16 protein-coding genes are annotated in these 17504 nt (G+C 54.6%); 9 read left to right on the top strand and 7 right to left on the bottom strand.

All coding sequences use genetic code 11. The annotated features are described in order from the left end of the window. The first annotated feature begins 116 nt into the window (after positions 1 to 116). From FQ179_RS19960 to FQ179_RS19945, 4 genes are all read left to right on the top strand, one after another. A complete protein-coding gene (locus tag FQ179_RS19960; RefSeq protein ID WP_149399083.1) occupies positions 117 to 713 on the top strand; it encodes a YSC84-related protein in 597 nt (198 codons plus the stop codon). A gap of 357 nt (positions 714 to 1070) precedes the next feature. Continuing rightward, positions 1071 to 2144 (top strand): TRAP transporter substrate-binding protein DctP, encoded by a 1074-nt coding sequence (dctP, locus tag FQ179_RS19955; protein ID WP_149399081.1) that lies wholly within the window; start codon positions 1071 to 1073, stop codon positions 2142 to 2144. A gap of 69 nt (positions 2145 to 2213) precedes the next feature. Continuing rightward, complete coding sequence (locus tag FQ179_RS19950; RefSeq protein ID WP_149399079.1) at positions 2214 to 2753, top strand: TRAP transporter small permease subunit; 540 nt, start codon at positions 2214 to 2216, stop codon at positions 2751 to 2753. Continuing rightward, positions 2753 to 4063 (top strand): TRAP transporter large permease subunit, encoded by a 1311-nt coding sequence (locus FQ179_RS19945; RefSeq protein ID WP_149399077.1) that lies wholly within the window; start codon positions 2753 to 2755, stop codon positions 4061 to 4063. The genes FQ179_RS19950 and FQ179_RS19945 overlap by 1 nt, the downstream gene beginning before the upstream one ends. A gap of 178 nt (positions 4064 to 4241) precedes the next feature. Here the strand turns inward: FQ179_RS19945 and FQ179_RS19940 are convergent, their stop codons facing one another. The 4 genes from FQ179_RS19940 to FQ179_RS19925 all read right to left on the bottom strand — a co-directional run bounded on the left by FQ179_RS19940 (position 4242) and on the right by FQ179_RS19925 (position 9526). Continuing rightward, positions 4242 to 6179, bottom strand: a complete 1938-nt coding sequence (locus tag FQ179_RS19940; protein WP_149399076.1) for a TRAP transporter permease — start codon at positions 6177 to 6179, stop codon at positions 4242 to 4244. A gap of 79 nt (positions 6180 to 6258) precedes the next feature. After that, a complete protein-coding gene (locus FQ179_RS19935) occupies positions 6259 to 7488 on the bottom strand; it encodes a TAXI family TRAP transporter solute-binding subunit (RefSeq protein ID WP_223146305.1) in 1230 nt (409 codons plus the stop codon). A gap of 171 nt (positions 7489 to 7659) precedes the next feature. Then, positions 7660 to 8541, bottom strand: coding sequence for a pirin family protein (locus FQ179_RS19930; protein WP_149399074.1), 882 nt, complete (start codon positions 8539 to 8541; stop codon positions 7660 to 7662). 274 nt (positions 8542 to 8815) lie between these two features. Then, on the bottom strand, positions 8816 to 9526 hold the full coding sequence (locus tag FQ179_RS19925; protein ID WP_149399072.1) for an IclR family transcriptional regulator: 711 nt from the start codon (positions 9524 to 9526) through the stop codon (positions 8816 to 8818). 96 nt (positions 9527 to 9622) lie between these two features. Between FQ179_RS19925 and FQ179_RS19920 the strand changes: the two genes are divergently transcribed. The 5 genes from FQ179_RS19920 to FQ179_RS19900 all read left to right on the top strand — a co-directional run bounded on the left by FQ179_RS19920 (position 9623) and on the right by FQ179_RS19900 (position 14828). Then, positions 9623 to 11107 (top strand): amidase, encoded by a 1485-nt coding sequence (locus FQ179_RS19920; protein WP_149399070.1) that lies wholly within the window; start codon positions 9623 to 9625, stop codon positions 11105 to 11107. A gap of 84 nt (positions 11108 to 11191) precedes the next feature. After that, positions 11192 to 12229 (top strand): TRAP transporter substrate-binding protein DctP, encoded by a 1038-nt coding sequence (gene dctP / locus FQ179_RS19915; protein ID WP_149399068.1) that lies wholly within the window; start codon positions 11192 to 11194, stop codon positions 12227 to 12229. Positions 12230 to 12251: 22 nt separating this feature from the next. Continuing rightward, complete coding sequence (locus FQ179_RS19910; RefSeq protein ID WP_149399066.1) at positions 12252 to 12821, top strand: TRAP transporter small permease; 570 nt, start codon at positions 12252 to 12254, stop codon at positions 12819 to 12821. Beyond that, a complete protein-coding gene (locus FQ179_RS19905) occupies positions 12818 to 14098 on the top strand; it encodes a TRAP transporter large permease (protein WP_149399064.1) in 1281 nt (426 codons plus the stop codon). The genes FQ179_RS19910 and FQ179_RS19905 overlap by 4 nt, the downstream gene beginning before the upstream one ends. A 163-nt stretch (positions 14099 to 14261) precedes the next feature. Next, a complete protein-coding gene (locus FQ179_RS19900) occupies positions 14262 to 14828 on the top strand; it encodes a TetR/AcrR family transcriptional regulator (RefSeq protein ID WP_149399063.1) in 567 nt (188 codons plus the stop codon). A gap of 66 nt (positions 14829 to 14894) precedes the next feature. On the opposite strand, the gene FQ179_RS19895 is transcribed toward FQ179_RS19900, so the two are convergent. Genes FQ179_RS19895 through FQ179_RS19885 form a run of 3 tightly spaced genes read right to left on the bottom strand, consistent with a single transcriptional unit; the run spans position 14895 to position 17467 of the window. Then, the gene (locus FQ179_RS19895) at positions 14895 to 15302 is read right to left on the bottom strand and encodes a Zn-ribbon domain-containing OB-fold protein (RefSeq protein WP_149399061.1); all 408 of its coding nucleotides are present in this window, start codon (positions 15300 to 15302) and stop codon (positions 14895 to 14897) included. Positions 15303 to 15306: 4 nt separating this feature from the next. Continuing rightward, a complete protein-coding gene (locus tag FQ179_RS19890; protein ID WP_149399059.1) occupies positions 15307 to 16476 on the bottom strand; it encodes a thiolase domain-containing protein in 1170 nt (389 codons plus the stop codon). A 10-nt stretch (positions 16477 to 16486) separates the two neighbouring features. Beyond that, positions 16487 to 17467: a tripartite tricarboxylate transporter substrate binding protein gene (locus FQ179_RS19885; RefSeq protein ID WP_149399057.1), complete on the bottom strand. Its 981-nt coding sequence runs from the start codon at positions 17465 to 17467 to the stop codon at positions 16487 to 16489. Positions 17468 to 17504: the final 37 nt, after the last annotated feature.

Below are 17504 nucleotides of genomic sequence, written 5' to 3'. Positions count from 1 at the left end.
TGAACAATACGATGGCAAGCTGAGCGCACGGTATTCAGGGCTGGAAGCGGCATGAAACTTGCTGAGTAATATTTACGGTAGGCCTGACCACCGCCCTAATAAGATGGAGATACGCTATGCAAAAAAAAACCTCAGTAGTTCGCCGTGCTAGTTCGGTAATCGCACTGGCCGCTTTTACCAGCCTGGCCTTTACGGCCTGCACGACCACAGCTCCTCGCGACCCCGCCACGGCCGCCCAGCAACGGGAAGACATCAACACGCGCACTGACGCGGCGCTCAAGCGCCTGTATAGCGTGGCGCCAGACTCTCAGGCATTGGTTGAAAAAGCCAAGGGTGTGCTGGTGTTTCCGAAGGTGCTGGAAGCAAGCTTTCTTGTCGGCGGTGAGCATGGCGATGGTGTTTTGAGAATTAACGGCAAAAATCAGGGCTACTACAGCACGACCTCGGGCTCTATAGGTTTACAGGCAGGTGCCCAATCCAAAGCCATCGTGATCTTGTTTATGACTGATGAGGCTCTGCAACAGTTTCGCGCCAGCGACGGCTGGACGGCAGGGGTGGATGCAACGATCGCCGTTGCCAACATCGGCGCAAACGGCAGTATAGACACTGCTACGATTAATAAACCGGTGGTCGGGTTTGTTATGACAAATGCCGGCGTGATGGCAGGTGTGTCGCTTAACGGCACCAAAATTAACAAGAAGGAACTCCTCTAAATAGCTTACGGGCCGCGACCTAGTGTCGCGGCAGCGGTTGGAAACTGTGGATCATCGACTTCGGGTCTATCCTGTAGTGCTGGATCTTCGTTACGTGAGCACCCCTTGAACCAGAGAACCGATGCAGCTAGGCGCTGCATCGGTTTTTTTAACGTTTTTTGTGCTGCATTGCAGAAATCAATTTTGTTCTTGGTAGGAATACCAGTAGGCAAATCGATATAAATGGCCTATTCTTTTGTCGATCGCGACCGTAACGCAACTGTCCGCCTGGGGCAGTTCTGCATTGCAGAACTGCCCTTGTAATCCGATACAAACAGGGCACATCAATAACATCAGCTTTTCAAAGGAGACAACTCGATGTCCGTACAGACTCGACCCAATTCAGGTCTTTTTAACAAACTCCGCACCGGCTTAGTGCGCAATACAACGCTGGCGGTACTCATTGCGGGTGGTGTCTTTGCCGTGTCTGCCACCGCCTCCGCCGCCGACGTCATTAAGTGGCGCCTGCAATCTCATTTCCCTACTTCAAGTAGTTCTTACAAAGACAGCGTTGAACGTTTGCAAAAAGTGGTGGCCGAGCGTACCGATGGCCGTCTGCAGATCGAAATTTTTCCAGCAGGCACACTGTTCAAGGCAAATGAAACCTTTAATGCAGTCAGTCGCGGCGTCATCCAGATGGGTACGATCTCTCCGGGCTATGTGCAAGACAAGCTGACACTTGCCGGTATTGCTTCAGGCTTGCCCTTTGCCTTCCGCGAAGTCTGGGAAACCGCCTACTTTCATACCCAGCTTGGCTTTGAAGACATGCTGCGCAAAGAAGCGGCCAAGTACAACGTGTATTACTCGACCGACAAGGTATACCCCACCGAAATGGTCGTGAAGAAACCCATCAACAGCTGGGAAGACTTCAAGGGCCTGAAAATTCGTTCGTCGGGCATTTTGCAGCGATTCCTGACTGATGCCGGCGCTTCGGGCGTTTACCTGCCAGGTACTGAGGTGTACTCGGCACTGGCCAGTGGTGTGGTTGACGGCGCTCACTGGGGGGCCTCGCAGGGTGCCAAGAGCACAGGTCTGTATGAAGTGGCTAAATACCATGTCAAGCCGCCGCTGAACATTGCCGGCACTGATGCCTTCATTATTAACCAGAAGGCGCTCGACAAGCTGCCCGACGACGTGCGCACTATTTTGGTGCAAGCGCTGGATGAGCAGTTCTGGTTGCGTACCAATGAGTATCTGTACAAAGAGCAGATCACCTTGGCCAAGGCCCAAAAAGAAGACGGCGTCAAAGTTATTGTGCTGCCTGAAGATGTACAGCAAAGGCTGACAGACAGCGCCCAAAAGCTATGGGACACCGAGGCTGAGCGCAGCCCCGAAGCCAAAGATGCCGTAGAGCGTTTGCGCAAGTTCCTCGGCGAACTGGGCTACCTGTAAAACCTGCTACCTCAACCCGCCCGTGCTTCGGGCGGGTTTTTCAGTGCAAAGACGTACTGGAGACCACGAATGCGTGCAATTTTTATCGCCATGAATGGCATCACCCGGCTCAATGACATTGTTGGCCGGTTGATTTCGCTACTCGTGGTTTTTATGTCGGCGTTTCTTCTGATTGAAGTGTTCTGCCGCTACGTGCTGTCGTCGCCCACCGTATGGGCAAATGAGCTTACCCAGCTTGTCTTTGGCTTCTACGCCATTATGTCGGGTGGCTACATCCTCGCGCATCACGGTCATGTCAATGTCGACATTTTTTACTCCAAGTTTCCACCGCGCGTCAGAGCCATGGTCGACGTCGTGACATCGCTGCTGTTCTTTATGTTTCTTGCCGCGCTGCTTTATTTTGGCAGCTCGATGGCTTACGAGTCGGTTTCGAATCTGGAAACTTCTTTTTCAGCATGGAATGCGCCAGTCTGGCCTGCCAAGCTTGCCATACCCGTGGGGTGCGTGCTGCTGCTTCTGCAAGGCCTGGTAAAACTGGCGCACGATATATGCGCCGTGATGCATCCTGAGCAAGCTTGCGTCGAACCTTCTTCAGGGGAGCAGGCCTGATGAGCGTCGAAGTCCTTACTCTGCTGTTTTTTGGCTCATTGCTGTTCTTTCTGTTTCTAGGGGTGCCGCTGGCCTTTGTGTTGGGCGGTGTATCCGTCGTTTTCCTGTATTTCACCTGGGGCATTGACTCGTTTTACATGGTGGCTTCACAAGTTTGGAGCACTATGGAGAGTTTCACGTTGGTGGCCATACCGCTGTTTGTCTTCATGTCGATGGTTCTCGAGCGTACGGGCGTTGCCAGTGATCTCTACCGGGCCATGCACTTGTGGTTTGGCGGTTTTCGCGGCGGGCTGGCCATCGGCACGCTGTTTATCTGCGCCATTTTTGCCGCAATGGTGGGTGTCAGTGGCGCCACGGTCGTGGCCATGGGTACGATTGCCTTGCCAGCCATGCTGGAGCGGGGTTACTCCAAAACATTGGCCTTAGGTTGTATTAATACGGGTGGCGGCTGGGGCATTTTGATTCCGCCCAGCATCATGATGATTCTGTACTCCATCATCACGGGTGCTTCGGTAGGCCGCATGTTTGCAGCAGGCATATTGCCTGGCCTTTTGCTGGTGGTGCTGGTGTCGCTGTACGTAGGCATACGCTGCTATCTGCAGCCGTCGCTTGGCCCTGCGCTGCCCAAAGGCGAACGCGGCACGTTGGCAGAAAAACTTGCGTCCACCAAGGCAGTGCTGCTGCCCATCATGATTGTGGTCATGGTCATGGGGTCGATCATGGCGGGTATTACAACCCCCACTGAAGCCGCTGCCATGGGCGTGCTGGGTTCCCTTTTGTCGGCGGCGGTGTACCGCAAGCTTACCTGGTCGATGATTCAAGAATCGTCCATACGCACGCTCAGGCTCACGGGCATGATTATGTGGATTCTGTTTGGCGCGCACGCATTCAGTGCCGCCTATCAGGGCATGGGTGCGCAGCAGTTTATTGAGGGGCTGATGCACCTGTTGCCGGGTGGGCCCTGGGGCATCATTATTACCATGATGTTGGTTATTTTCCTGTTGGGCATGGTGCTTGACCCTGTAGGCATTATGTTGATTACGCTGCCGGTTTTCATCCCGGTGGTTGAGTCACTGGGCTTTGATCTGATCTGGTTCGGCATTTTGTTTGTCATCAACATGGAACTTGGCTACATGACGCCGCCGTTTGGTTTTAATCTGTTCTATCTTAAAGGTGTGGTCCCGCCGGGTATTACCATGGGTGATATTTACCGATCGGTCTGGCCGTTTGTGATTGTGCAGATTATTGGCATGGGTATTCTTATGATGTTCCCAAGCATTGTTACCTGGCTGCCGCAACAACTCTTCTGAGCGGGCACCTGTGCATAAAAGCCGCTGCGGTCAAATGCCGTAGCGGCTTTTATGCTGTTGGGGTTGCAGTAAGTGCTAGGCTGATCCGCCGTGCAAGGAACCAGCACTACTAAGGTATGGTGTGAGCAAGGCCAACGCAAATCCTGGCCAGGCTCGCACCGTACTTCAAAGACACGCCTTAGGTCCGCGGTGCCAGTGACCCACGGCGAAGCCGGAAGCCAAGGTAAATCAAGATGATCATGATCAGGCCCGCCGCATCGCTATAGGGCTCGGGGTACACCAGCAAAGCACCGTTTATGAACACCAGTATACGGCTGACCATTCCAAGCGCGCCGACACCGTAAAGATAGCCCTCAAGTGCCGATGCGAAGAGCCACACAGCCACCAATGCAGTGAACGATGCCTGGATGATTTCCAGGGCACCGCCCTGCATGATGAGGGCCGGGTTAATGACGAACAGAAAGGGCAGGATGAACAGAATGCTGCCTAGACGCATGGCCTGGAAACCGGTTTTTATCGGGTTCGCACCAGCAAGCCCCGCAGCGGTAATTGAAGCCAGTGCCACGGGAGGCGTGATGTAAGACATCATGCCCCAGTACAAAATAAACAGATGGCTGGCCAGCGGGTTCAGGCCGGCTGCGATCAAGGCCGGTGCCAGCAGAATCGACAAAAAGATATAGCAGGCGCTGACGGTCATGCCCATACCCAGCACAAAGCTGGTCACCGCACCGGCAATCAGCATGAGCGGAACGCTTCCACCGGCGTAAAGCAGCAGTTCTCGTGAGAAAGCGCCCGCTACGCCTGTGTACGACAACCCGCCTACCACCAGGCCAATGCCAGCAAGAATGGCGACCAGGTTGGCCACGCTGGTGGTCAGTTCAGAAATAAACTCGATGCCGCGTTTCAGGTTCAGGCGATGCTTGCGCTTGAACATGGAGATAACCAATAGAACCAGCGTGGCGTAATACGGCGCGTATGCCTCCAGACGCATGGCCAGCAGCATATAGATCAGCATGACCAAGCTAAGCAGATAGGGCCAGCCGTCTTTCAGGGTCTCTGTCAGTACGGGTATCTGGTCAGCTGGCAGGCCTTTCAGGCCCCGGCGCGCCGCGTAGTTATCCACTTGAAAGAGCAGAGCAACGTAAAACAGCAGTGCCGGTAAGAAAGCCGCCACAATAATGTCGGAATAGGGCACGCCCAGAAACGACGCCATAATAAAGGCCACCGCTCCCATGACCGGTGGCATCAGTGTTCCGCCAGTAGAAGCGCACGCTTCCACCGCGCCAGCATAGTGTGCCGGATAGCCCGCACGCTTCATCGTCGGGATGGTGATGGGGCCAGTAGTCAAAATATTCGAGATGACACTGCCCGACAGGCTGCCCAGAATACCGCTGGATACCACGGCCACTTTGGCAGGCCCACCGCGGCTGCGACCCATAAGTGCCGTAGAAAACCGCATGAAGAAGTCGCCGCCGCCTGTTGCGGTCAAAGCTGCGCCAAAGACCACGAAGCCAATAACCAGATCGGCCACGACTTGCATGGGTATGCCGATAATGCTTTCAACGCCCATGACGTGCGCGCGTATGGTTTCGCCGAATGTGTATTGTGTGCCCCAAAGAAAGCCGGGCATGCTGTCGGCAAAAAGCGGATAACTACCGAAAAACAGTGCCACAATTAAAAGAGGCCAGCCGCCGCAACGTCGTACGCCTTCCAGCACGGCAACAATAAGAATTGCAGAGGCGATGGTGGCCGGTAATGGCGCTGAGTAATCCCAGCCTTCCTGAATAATGATGAGCCCGTGATAGCCGATATAAATACAGCAGGCCATTGAAATAGCGGCCAAAGCCCAGTCGTACCACGGCACGCGCCGGTCACCAGGGCGGGCCGGAAAGCTGATGAATGATGCGGCTAGAAACAACCCGATCAGGTAGTACAGGTAAGAATTGCCCAGCGGTTCGAAACCCAGAATCCGTAAATGAAATGTCTGATTGATGGCCAGCAGCATACCCGCGAAGCCCAAGGCCAGGGCGATCCAGCGAGCGGCACCGCTAAGCCGGAAGACCGTGTCGCGAGGTGCGTCGGACGCTGTACTGATTTCATCGGCAGGAAGAGTCATGGATGCTCACAGGAAGCCGCAAGAGTAAGCACTGCCCCATAGGGTTCTACCCTAAGCAAGAGGGCAGTGCGGAAAGGAGTCAGTTCAGCGTGTCGAGTGCCGCCTGCCGATCTTTTTCCCAGATTTTTGCGAACTCTTCGTCGGATTTGCCTTTACCTTCTTCCATGGCTTTAGGCCAGGCAGCCAGCAATGCATTCAGCCGTGCCGTACGCTTGTCGTTCCAGGCCTGATCTTCATCCTTCCATATGCCGCGTTCTTTCAGATAGCGGATCGCACCGGGGTGGAAGGGGGCGTCGGCAGCAGGCACGCCTGAGTCTTCCAGTTTCCAGCGATACATGACGGCAGTTGCATCTTTGTAGAGATCATAGGTTTCGTCTACAGCCTTGATGAAGTTATAGGCCATGTCGTCTGTCATGTCGCCACGCACGACCAGCATGGGGTAACGATAAGCCAGAATTTGTGCGGGCTTTTCTTTGCTGATACCTGCACCAACAGTTTCCAGGTAGGGCTGAAAGAACGGCGCTACCGCGTTCAGGCGTTTCCAACCCTCTTTGTCATCGGGTGGAAGCGTCAGCCACCGTATGCCGTGCGGGGATGCCTCCAGCTCATAAACCTGGCTTGGAGTTGTCGTGGTGCATGACGCGTCGGCTTCACCACGCAGCACAGAACTCATGGCTGCCGCATAGGTGGGGAACATGGTGGGCTTGACGTCTTTGATCGTCATATCGGCAAACGCCAGAAACGCTTCACATTTGACGTTGACGGACGGGTTTCCGGCGACGAGAGCAAGCCGCTTTCCTTTGACGTCTGACATTTTCTTGATGTCTGAGTCACCGGCGGTAAACAGGCCAAAGGCAGCTGGGCGACCTGCCAGCACACGAAGGTTTTGCGGGCCCCAACGGCGCTCGGCAAAATCGTAGATGCCTTCAGAAGCAAAAAAGGTTTCTGTGGCCAGAAACCCTACGTCAGCTCTTTTGGTTAGCACTGGCTGCAGCCGCCCGATTGAGGAGCCCGACGGCTGTATGCGGATTTTCGTACCGAATTTTTTGCCGAAGGCATCGGCCATGGCGGATGCCTCCGCGTAACCTGCCGAGCCTACATCATAGGCTGACCATGTCATGGTATCGGGAAGCTTTTGGGCCATCGTTGTGCCCGGGCTGCCAAGCAGCACGGCGCTGGCGGCCATGACCACAGAGGCAAGCAGAGAGCGTGATGTGCAGCGTGGCGTGCTGGGGAGCGCCGCAATGCCGCGCACGGTTTGAGCAGTGGCTATCTGCAAGGCGCGCGGTCGCGTCGAGGGTGTGGTCATGTTGTCTCCGTCTTTTGTATGTTTTTGTGGGTGAAAAAAAACTACGGAATTTCTATTTTTACAGTCGTTAAACATATAGCGCGGGGGTGGGCGGTGTCAATGGTTGAAAACACCTTGTACACGGCCCCAAGCGAGGCGCCATTTGTTGGGCATGGCCATAAAAAGCCTGGCTTATCCCAGCCCGTCTGGTAAGGGCATAAATTCCTGGTCGTCACCCACAGGTAGCTTCATGCGCTGAGCTTCCCAGTCTGCACGCGCCTGAGCCAGTCGCTCTTTGGATGACGACACAAAGTTCCATGACAGATAACGTTCGCCTATGGGTTCGCCACCAAGCAACATAACGGTTGAGGGCTGCACGGCCTTGATTTGCGCGGCTGTTCCCGGTTCCAGCACAATCATGCGGCCTGCTGGCAGTGGGTTGCCGTTGACCTCTATTGCACCACTGGCAACGTATACGGCGCGTTCGGGATACTGGGTGCTCAGGCTATTACAGGCACCGGCCTGCATGTCCCAGTGCATGTAAAACAATGGAGAGTGCGTAGGCGTGCCGGAGCGAAGGCCGTCGGCATCACCAGCAATCAGTCGCGAAGACACCCCATCTTCCTGCCATTCCGGTAGCTGTTCAGCGCCGTGCAGATGGTAAAACGCCGGGTCGGTTTCTTCATGCTCGGTGGGCAGCGCCACCCAGGCCTGTATGCCATGCATGTTTGCGCCATGTGCGCGCGCGTACTCTAGCCGCTCACTGTGCGTAATGCCGCGTCCCGCCACCATCCAGTTAACCTGCCCAGGCAAAATTTCTTGCTCAAACCCAAGGCTGTCGCGGTGAGTGATTCTGCCGTTGTACAGATAGGTAACAGTGGCTAGCCCTATGTGTGGGTGAGGCCTGACGTCTAGATTGCGCGGTATGCCTGGAGCAAGATCCAATGGGCCCATGTGGTCAAAGAACACAAAAGGCCCCACCATGCGGCGCTTCTTGAAGGGCAAAACCCGCCCCACAATAAAACCGCCTCCGAGGTCATGCGTGCGTTTTTCGATAACGAGTTCGGTGCTCATGCTTGATGTTCCTTTAATGCAGGATGACGGACGCCTTGGCGTGGTTTTTGACCCGTAGCAAGTGACGTATCAGCCGCACGGTGATGCGGCTGGACGAGGTGTGTTGCGATCAATCGTTTCAGACAAGCTTACAAGTACCGTGGGCGCCTGACCAGTGGTTGAGCGCGGACGATGTGTCTCATGTATGGAACGACGCTGTGGTGGCCTCAGACTGTGCGCGACATAACGCACGGTTAAGACGGCCACATAACTACTTGAGCGTGGTCTGCGCCGATTACTGCTGCAGTGAAGCGTGGATTCTTTCGAGGCATACCGTGAAGTGATTGCGCAGCTCATCCATGTAGGCCTTAACGACAAAACGTGTACGGGTGCCCGAAAGCGATACGGCGCCGATTAACTTTCCGTCACTACTGAAAATGGGTGCAGCAATGGATGCTAGTTCAGCCACTCTCACGCCCAGAGACAGCGAAACAAGGGGTTCATACTGCGCCGGGCGCCCCTCCGAATAGCTCATGAACACTTCACCGCTGGCGCCTGTCATCGGCAAGGTATCACCAACATTCAGTCGATGACCCACATCGCGCCATCCATTGGCAGCTGCCACGCACAACCTCTGGTTTTCACTCATGCTGAAGAATGATGCAGTTTCGCCGGTTTTCTCGGCCAACATCTCAAGCTCGGGTTGAATGCTGTTTGCCAGCCATCCTTTAAGCGAAAGATTGCGCGTAATGACTAGTAAGGAGTAACCCAGCCAGTAAGACTGCCGGCCATCGCGCCATACAAAGCCCTGTTGTTCCAGTGTCCGCAACAAGCGCAATGCGGTCGCCTTGCTCAAGTCTGATTTTTTGGCCAACTCTGTAAGGCTGACATTTTCATGATCGGCAAGCACTCGTAAAAGCTTCAGGCCGCGTTCTAAAGCAGTAACGCCTGCAGGGGATGCACGTTTGTCAGCCGCAGCTTTGGGGGCCGGTGTTTTTCTTGACATGTCAATTTTCCTCCTCTAAAATTTCTTTAATTATAAAACAACAGTTTCATCTAATGAAACTAAATAATTTGCTCGCCGACACGTTGGAGACTACGGATGACACACGGCCAAGAGGCGAAGCTTGCTCAGGTATTTTCGGCCTATTCCAGTTGGGTGGGTTATGGCCATGAAGACAGGGCTCAGGCCTGGTTGCAGCGATTGGCGATCAACCATCCAGAAATTGAACTGTTCCGATCATTGCCTACCCCTAGTGCCCAGCCGTTTCAACCACGCGATACGAGCATCCGGTCGGCCGCAGGCACGCTGAGTTCGTGTTTGCTGCCTCACTCCAATATGTCTGCAGATGCGACAGCCGCGCTGGCACGCGCTAAAGAGCTCAACCCAATTTTGCATTTGTTCTGTACGTTTGCCGAGCAGCCTGAGCCAGCGAGTGCGGGTTATCTTTCTGGTGTGCCAGTTGCCGTCAAAGACATGATAAGGGTACGTGGCATGGCCGCTACAGGCGGCAGTGCGTCGGGAGACCTTGCTCCGGCGCAGGAAGACGCGGTCTGTGTCGGCCGTTTGCGTGCACATGGAGCCGTCGTTATCGGTATGGCCAATCAGCATGAAATGGCTTTCGGTGCCAGCAGTGATAATCCTGTGTACGGTCGGGTCATCAATCCAGTCTCGGCCGGGCACATTCCGGGTGGTTCCAGTGGCGGCTCTGCAGCCATTGTGGCTGCTGGTATCACGCGCGTCACGCTCGGCACGGACACCGGCGGCTCCATACGCCTGCCAGCCGCCTGTTGTGGTGTGGTTGGGTTCAAGCCCACTTATGACTCCGTACCTCGCCATGGCGCCATTGATGTCGCACCTACACTTGATCATTTGGGCCCACTGGGCAAATACGTCAAAGACTGTGCGCAGGTGTTTGCAGCACTTTTAGACCTGCCGGAGGAACCCAGTTGGGCACTGGAAAACCTCAGCGGGCTGCGCGTTGGGCGGCTGGATGGCTATTTCGTCGAGCCGCTTGATAGGCAGGTACTTGCCGCCTTGGACGCTGCCTGCGAGGCTATGCGCCAGGACCAGGCGCAACTGAGCACGATTTCTCTGTCTTCGGCGACGATGGCCTCTGCCTTGCAGTTTATGACCATTACGACAGAGGCTGCCGCGTCTTACGAGGACCGATTGTTGCGCAGCCCGGAAAAGCTGAGTGAGGAAGTGCGCATCCGACTCGAAATTGCCAATTTTCTGCCCGCACCCTGGTATGTTCGCGCCCAGCGAATGAGGACGCAGTTGGCTAATGACATTGATGCGCTGTTTGAACAGGTGGATGTGCTGATTTGTCCCACAATGCGCAGCCCCGCACCCGAAGGTGGCGCCAGCCACGTCACGATTGATTCAACGAGTTATCCGCTGCACACGGCAGTAACGCAATTGACCATGCCGTTCAGCCTGTCCGGGTCGCCGGCGATTTCCATTCCATGGGGTGTTGCCGGCGATGGTGCCCCCATTGGGTTACAGCTGATTGCTCGTCATGGCGACGACTGGCGGCTATTGGCAGTGGCCCAGCGACTTGAATCTGCCAGTCCTCAACACTAGCTATTGCTGAACTGCCCATAGAGCTTTTCCATTTTAAGCCTGCCCGTGATCAGGGTGGCGTGAATCTTCTCAAAGGAAATACCCATGCCCGCTTTTACTACCACTAAGCTAATCCGTTCTCTTGGCGTTGCCGCATGCGGTTTGCTGCTCTCTACAGCCGTGATGGCTGATACGCAGAAGTTCAGAATTTCACTTGATACCAATCCTTCTCATGTCCGCAACAAGGGCGTGGCACTGTTTGCTGAGGAGCTGCAAAAGCGGGTGGGCGACAAGCTTGCCGTCGAAGTGTATCCAAGTGCGCAATTGTTCCGCGATCGCGATGTGCCCAAGGCCTTGCGTCAGGGCGCGCTGGAAATGGGTGTGCCTGGGACGTGGCAGTTGGAGGGTAGTGAGCCTAATGCCGCCGTTACAGCGCTGCCGATGTTCTATGGCGTTGACCCAGACATTACACATCGTCTTATGGATGGGGAGCTAGGTACTCTGGTCAATGGGAAAATTGAAGATCGGCTGAAAGTAAAGGTTTTAGGTAAATGGGCGGATGCTGGATCCATCCACTTTTACAGCACCGATAAAGCCATCCGCTCCTATGACGACTTCAAAGGCATGAAAATTCAGTATTCGGGTGGCACCACGTTCGCCGCCCGCATTGAAGGCTTGGGCGGCGTGCCGGTGATGATTCCTTTCTCCGATTTGCCCATGGCCATGAGTCAGGGTGCGGTTGAGGCCATTGCCAGTAGCCGGGAGGGTGTGCGGACTGCCAAGCTTTGGGATTCGGGCCTGAAGTACAGTTTTGATGATTACCAGTTCATGGCGCAGTATGTGCCGCTTGTGAGTGAGCGTTTCTGGAAGAAGCAGCCTGCTGATATTCAGAAAGCCATTGTCGAAGCATGGGATGTGGCTGTCATCCAGCAGCGAGAAATGGTCGCGCAGGCTGAGTCAGACGCCGCACTTACGCTTAAAGAGCATGGTATCGAGGCCGCGAGCCCCGATGAAGCGGCACGCGCCGGCGCTCGCAAGAAGCTCATGCAGACACAGGCGGCACTGATCAAGACAATGAACATTGACCCGGAGTCCGAGAAGCTTGCGCTGCAAGAGCTTCAGGCCGCCAGCGTCAAATTCTGACCTTGGAAAGCATTAGGCTCAAATGAAAATACCATCGACTCCTGAAAACTCTGAAGCGCGGCCAGCCGATGGTGTGTTCCAACATGCAGACATTGATACGTCACCGCCAGCCGTATCGGGGCTGCAACGCATTGAGGACGGCCTGGTGGGCTCGTTGGGCATTGCGGCGTTGCTTGTATGCCTGGTCAATGTCGTGCTTAGAAATGTGGGAGAGGGGCATTCCTTACCGGCCAGCGATGAGATTCAGGTATATCTCATCGTCTGGGCGATTTTCCTGTCACTGGGTGTGATCACGGCGAACAATAGGCATATTAAGGCCGACATCTTTCTAAACTGGTTCAGTCCGGGTCTGAAGCGGGCTGCTTTAGTGCTCTCTGCCGTGTTGGGTCTTGTTTTTTCGATGATCATGACCTACCTGGGTCTGCAAATTGCGCTGGAGGCATTTGAGTTTGGCGATATGTCTTCCACCAGCCTTCGATTTCCCTTGTGGATTTACACGGCAGCGCTACCGGCTGGCATGGCGCTAATGAGTTTGCGCTATGCGCTTCATCTTGCCAGGCTGGTAAGCCGCCCTGGCGGAGCCCACGCATGACGACCGCCTTAATGTTTATGTTTCTGACGCTGCTTGCGCTGGGCATCCCAATTTTTCTTGCACTGGGTACCACAAGCCTTATCTTGTTTTACCAAGATGATGCGCTTCTTTCCTATGCTCAGCGAGTCATTGACGAACTCAATTCGGTTCCGCTGCTGGCAGTGCCTTATTTTGTCATCGCCGCCACGTTCATGGAGCGCGGAGGTATCGCGCGGGCGTTGGTTGACGCGGCACAGGCCTGGGTGGGAGAGATTCGCGGTGGCGTGGGTCTGGTGGCTATCATGGCTTGTGCACTGTTTGCCACCATGAGCGGCTCCTCGGTGGCTACGGCCATCGCCATGGGCACCATTTTGATACCGGCCATGTTGCGCAGCGGCTATTCTGCCTCGTTCTCGTCCGGCGTTGTTGCCTCTGCCGGCACGCTGGGTATTTTGATCCCGCCTTCGCTGGCATTCGTCGTGTACGGTGTTTTGGCAGATGTCTCAATACCTCGCCTGTTTCTGGCGGGTGTAGTGCCGGCGCTATTGCAAACCATCATGATCTCCGCATACATCATTTGGTTCAGTCGGCGCAATAACTACGCCATTACCGGCGATGCCTTGTCCAGCAAAGACAAGTTCCGCCACACGCTCAGAGCCTTGCCTGCTCTTTCTCTGCCTATCATCGTTCTCGGCGGGCTGTATGGCGGTTTCGTGACCCTGTCAGAGTCTGCCGCGCTTTCGGCCATTGTGGCCTTTTTGCTTGCTCTGTTCGTCTACAGAGGCATGGCCCTGAGGGATACGCTTCCGGCTTTGGCAGCAGGCGTACGCAATGCGGCCGTAATTATGATTATCGTTGCGGTGGCCCTGCCCTTTGGGCACTGGATTACCGAATCGGGCATAGGTGCCAAGCTTGTAGGCTTGTTGCAAGCTTGGGATGTCAAGGGCTGGCAGTTTCTTTTGTTTCTGAACGTGGTGTTGTTGTTCCTGGGCATGTTTCTGGAGGTGCTCTCGGTGCTCATGATAATCATGCCACTGATATTGCCGCTTCTGGAACCGTTAGGCATTAATCCCATCCATTTCGGCGTGCTCGTCGTCGTCAATATGGAGATTGCATTGCTTAGTCCGCCGCTGGGGTTAAACCTGTTTGTCGTATCCGATGTCGGCAAGATTCCGCTGGTGCAGGTCATACGCGGCACTCTCCCGTTTTTTGTGTTGCTGCTCGGCCTGTTGTTGATGGTGACGTATATTCCTGAGCTCTCGTTGTGGCTGCCTGATCTGTTGATGCCACCGAGGTGATTGTTGCTTTGCTCGAGATGCGACCCGACCGCTCTGGTCTGCTTAAGGTAAACCACAGCCCGTTTTGCATGCAGACCTAGGTGGTGAAAAGGCTGGGCCTTCTGAGTTTTCAGGCCTTGCTAAGACGGTACACTATCGTCTCTCCCCCATATTGCGATAATGCATGATTATGCGACGCAGCCAGGATGCGTTCCTGAAAGAGCTAACTCAACTGTTGATAGCAGAAGGCATATCGGGTCTTACGATTGCCGATATGGCTGCGCGTCTCAAGTGTTCGAGACGGCGCATCTATGAAATCGCGCCGTCCAAGGAAGAGTTGTTCGTGAAGGTGTGTGAGCAGGTGTTTGCCGCAAGTTTGGAGAAGAGCCATGCAGTGGCCCGCAAAGAAAAAAATGCTGCGGCGGCGATCTCTGCCTATTTGAACGCAACCTTGAATGCCACGGGTTTGAGCAAGCCTGCGCTAATCGATCTTGACCGTCTCGAGGCAGGGCGTGCCGTCTTTGACGCGTATCAGGTCGCGCGTATTAACGGCCTTGAGTTGATGATTGAAGAAGGTGTGCGCCAGGGTGTGTTGGTGGCACATCACCCACGACTTGTGTCTGAAGCCATTCTGGGTGCCGCGTTTCGGATCAGAAACCAGAGGTTTCTGTCCGAAACGGGGTTTACCATCGGTGATGCATTTACCCAGTTTTATGACCTTATACTTAACGGTCTGCTCAAGAAAAACTGAGGCATTCGGTGCACAGTCGCGCGGTATGCCCAGACGCATGCCTCATTGTTTATGACCGCTGCAGCATTATGGCCTCGGTGCAAAAACAGGTACTTTGCGCCCTGTATCGCTGGTCTCAAAGCGAGCATGTACCTCCATGCCTATCTTTATTGCCCCGTGATCGCAATCTACGAGGTTGGTGATAAGAATGGGGCCTTCATCAAGCTTGACCCATGCGAGCACATAGGGCGGGTCAGCACGCTCTGCGATACTGTAAGAATAAACGGTGCCACGCCCGCTGGCATCGCCCCATGTAGTATTACTGCTTCTACATAGTGGACAGATGATACGCGGATACCAATGCGCTTTGCCACAATCGGTGCAGGTTTTCAGCAACAACTTGCCTGCTTCAGCGGCCTCCCAGAACGGAAGCGTTTCGGGGTAGGCTTGCGCAAACGGGTCGTTGCTGTAGTTTGGGCTGTCAGTGGATGGCATAGTGTTACTCGCGTTCAAGGATAATCGTTGAGTGGGCATGGCCAACACCTACTACCAACCCAGGCCCCGAGGCCATGGCGATGTCGCAGTCCTTGACCTGGACACTTGGGTGAGCTTCGCCGCGCAATTGTCTTACAGCTTCGATCACCTTAGTCATGCCACCACGGTTAGAAGGATGGTTGTTGCAAAGGCCACCACCGTCAGTGTTGAAGGGCAATTGCCCCTGACCAGAAATAAGGTTGCCTTCGGCTACAAAATGACCACCTTCACCCTTTTTGCAGAAGCCAAGGTCCTCCAGTTGCATCAGCACCATGATGGTGAAATTGTCGTAGATTGACGCATACTTGATGTCGGCCACGCCGACGCCGGCTTCTTCAAAAGCCATCTTACCGGTCACTGCAGCACCCGTTTGCGTCGAGTCAAAGTAACCGCCACGGCTAGTATTAATGGTTTCTCCGGTACCCATGATGCGCACATGAGGGCGATTGAGCTTGCGCGCAATCTCCGGGCTGGTTACCACCAGAGCACCACCACCATCAGTGATTACGCAGCAGTCCAGACGGTGTAATGGGGTAGATATTACCGGTGAGTTGAGCACATCGTCTACCGTGACTACTTTGCGCAGGGCGGCGTGCTCGTTATATTGTGCATGGTGTGATGCAGCGACTTTGATCGCTGCCAGTTGTGCTGATGTCGTGCCATACTCATACATATGGCGTTGCGTAAGCATGCCATATATTCCGGTGATCGTCGGTTTGTAGGGCAGGTCCCATGGGGTCTCAGGGCGCTCAGGCCCCAAAGCGCGTGGTGCGGTGCCTGTGGCGACACCCATGCTTTTTGGTTTGCCGGCAAGCGTAATCAGTGCAACTGAACACTTGCCCTGCGCGATGGCCATTGCAGCATGACGGAGCAGAACCATGTACGAGCAACCGCCTAGTTCCGAGCCGTCGACCCATTTGAGGTTCAGGTTCAGATATTCCACCATCGATATGGGGCTGCCGCCAGGTACATCCCCTGCGCAGAAATAACCATCTACATCATCGATGGTCAGCCCAGCGTCCTGCAGAGCGCCGAGCGCGCACTCAGCGTGAAGTTGAGTGACTGACTTGTCTGGAGAGAATCGTGTGGGGTGCTCGTAAGCCCCCACTATGTATGCTTTGCCTTTGAGACTCATGATAGACCTATCAGTTAACCAGAGGGATTTTGCCATCACGAATTACTCGACCCCATTTCGAGTATTCAGCCTGTACGAACTCGGCGGTTTCAGCCGACGTTGCAGACCTGCGAACCAGTGCAGCCGCATCCAGAGTTTTTTGCAGTTCAGGACGTTGTTGTGCATTGTTCAGCGCGGTGTTCAGGCGCTCGACAATCGCGGGTGGTGTACCCTTGGGCGCAAAAGCCGCAATCCATCCCACCACTTCGAATCCAGGCACCGATTCGCCAATCGTGGGTACATCAGGAAGCTCTGCAAAACGCTTGCTGGTACTGACCGCGATTGCTTTGACTTTGCCGGCCTTGATCTGTGAGACTGCGGCACCGATATTGGCGAAGAGAAAATCCACCTGACCTCCTATAAGCGCCGTCATGGCTTCAGACGGGCCGCCGTAGGGAACGTGCATATATTCCAGCCCTGGCACTTCCTGTTTAAGCAGTTCGGCAGCCATGTGGGCCGAACTTCCTATACTGGCTGATGCATAGTTCGCTGATTGTTTTTTTGATTTTAGAACTTCGACAAATTCTTTGAAGGTGTTGGCGGGAAAGTCTTTGTTGACCACCAGCACGTTACCGTTGGTACCGAAGATGCCTATGGGTTCAAAGTCTTTGAGGGCGTCGTAGGGGATGGAGCGCATCAACTGCGGGTTGATTGAGTGGGTGACATTAGTACCAAGTAATATCGTATAACCATCTGGCTTGGACTTAACCACATAGTTTGCACCGATAGTTGCACCACCACCTGGCTTGTTTTCCACAACAATGGGCTGACCCAAATCTTCGCTCATGTATCGAGCGTACGTGCGCCCGGTCAGGTCGGTCACGCCGCCGGGGCCAAACGGTACGATCAGCTTGATGGGGTGTTCAGGATAGCTTTGTTGTGCACTGACTGCCGAGCTGCACAGGCTCAATATGGCTACGCTGGCGATGGCCAGATGTTGTTTCAGATTCATGATGTCTCCTTGCTTGTTATGGGCAGTGCTAGTGTGT

Source organism: Pusillimonas sp. ANT_WB101 (assembly GCF_008369125.1).
In the GTDB taxonomy this organism is placed as follows: Bacteria; Pseudomonadota; Gammaproteobacteria; order Burkholderiales; family Burkholderiaceae_B; genus Allopusillimonas.
The sequence above is the reverse complement of the archived record's forward strand: the minus strand, read 5'-3'. Positions and strand labels throughout refer to the sequence as shown.

Coding starts and splice junctions, on each gene's coding strand:
- FQ179_RS19960 (WP_149399083.1), top strand. CDS start 117: ATGCAAAAAAAAACCTCAGTAGTTCGCCGTGCTAGTTCGGTAATCGCA.
- dctP (WP_149399081.1), top strand. CDS start 1,071: ATGTCCGTACAGACTCGACCCAATTCAGGTCTTTTTAACAAACTCCGC.
- FQ179_RS19950 (WP_149399079.1), top strand. CDS start 2,214: ATGCGTGCAATTTTTATCGCCATGAATGGCATCACCCGGCTCAATGAC.
- FQ179_RS19945 (WP_149399077.1), top strand. CDS start 2,753: ATGAGCGTCGAAGTCCTTACTCTGCTGTTTTTTGGCTCATTGCTGTTC.
- FQ179_RS19940 (WP_149399076.1), bottom strand. CDS start 6,179: ATGACTCTTCCTGCCGATGAAATCAGTACAGCGTCCGACGCACCTCGC.
- FQ179_RS19935 (WP_223146305.1), bottom strand. CDS start 7,488: ATGACCACACCCTCGACGCGACCGCGCGCCTTGCAGATAGCCACTGCT.
- FQ179_RS19930 (WP_149399074.1), bottom strand. CDS start 8,541: ATGAGCACCGAACTCGTTATCGAAAAACGCACGCATGACCTCGGAGGC.
- FQ179_RS19925 (WP_149399072.1), bottom strand. CDS start 9,526: ATGTCAAGAAAAACACCGGCCCCCAAAGCTGCGGCTGACAAACGTGCA.
- FQ179_RS19920 (WP_149399070.1), top strand. CDS start 9,623: ATGACACACGGCCAAGAGGCGAAGCTTGCTCAGGTATTTTCGGCCTAT.
- dctP (WP_149399068.1), top strand. CDS start 11,192: ATGCCCGCTTTTACTACCACTAAGCTAATCCGTTCTCTTGGCGTTGCC.
- FQ179_RS19910 (WP_149399066.1), top strand. CDS start 12,252: ATGAAAATACCATCGACTCCTGAAAACTCTGAAGCGCGGCCAGCCGAT.
- FQ179_RS19905 (WP_149399064.1), top strand. CDS start 12,818: ATGACGACCGCCTTAATGTTTATGTTTCTGACGCTGCTTGCGCTGGGC.
- FQ179_RS19900 (WP_149399063.1), top strand. CDS start 14,262: ATGATTATGCGACGCAGCCAGGATGCGTTCCTGAAAGAGCTAACTCAA.
- FQ179_RS19895 (WP_149399061.1), bottom strand. CDS start 15,302: ATGCCATCCACTGACAGCCCAAACTACAGCAACGACCCGTTTGCGCAA.
- FQ179_RS19890 (WP_149399059.1), bottom strand. CDS start 16,476: ATGAGTCTCAAAGGCAAAGCATACATAGTGGGGGCTTACGAGCACCCC.
- FQ179_RS19885 (WP_149399057.1), bottom strand. CDS start 17,467: ATGAATCTGAAACAACATCTGGCCATCGCCAGCGTAGCCATATTGAGC.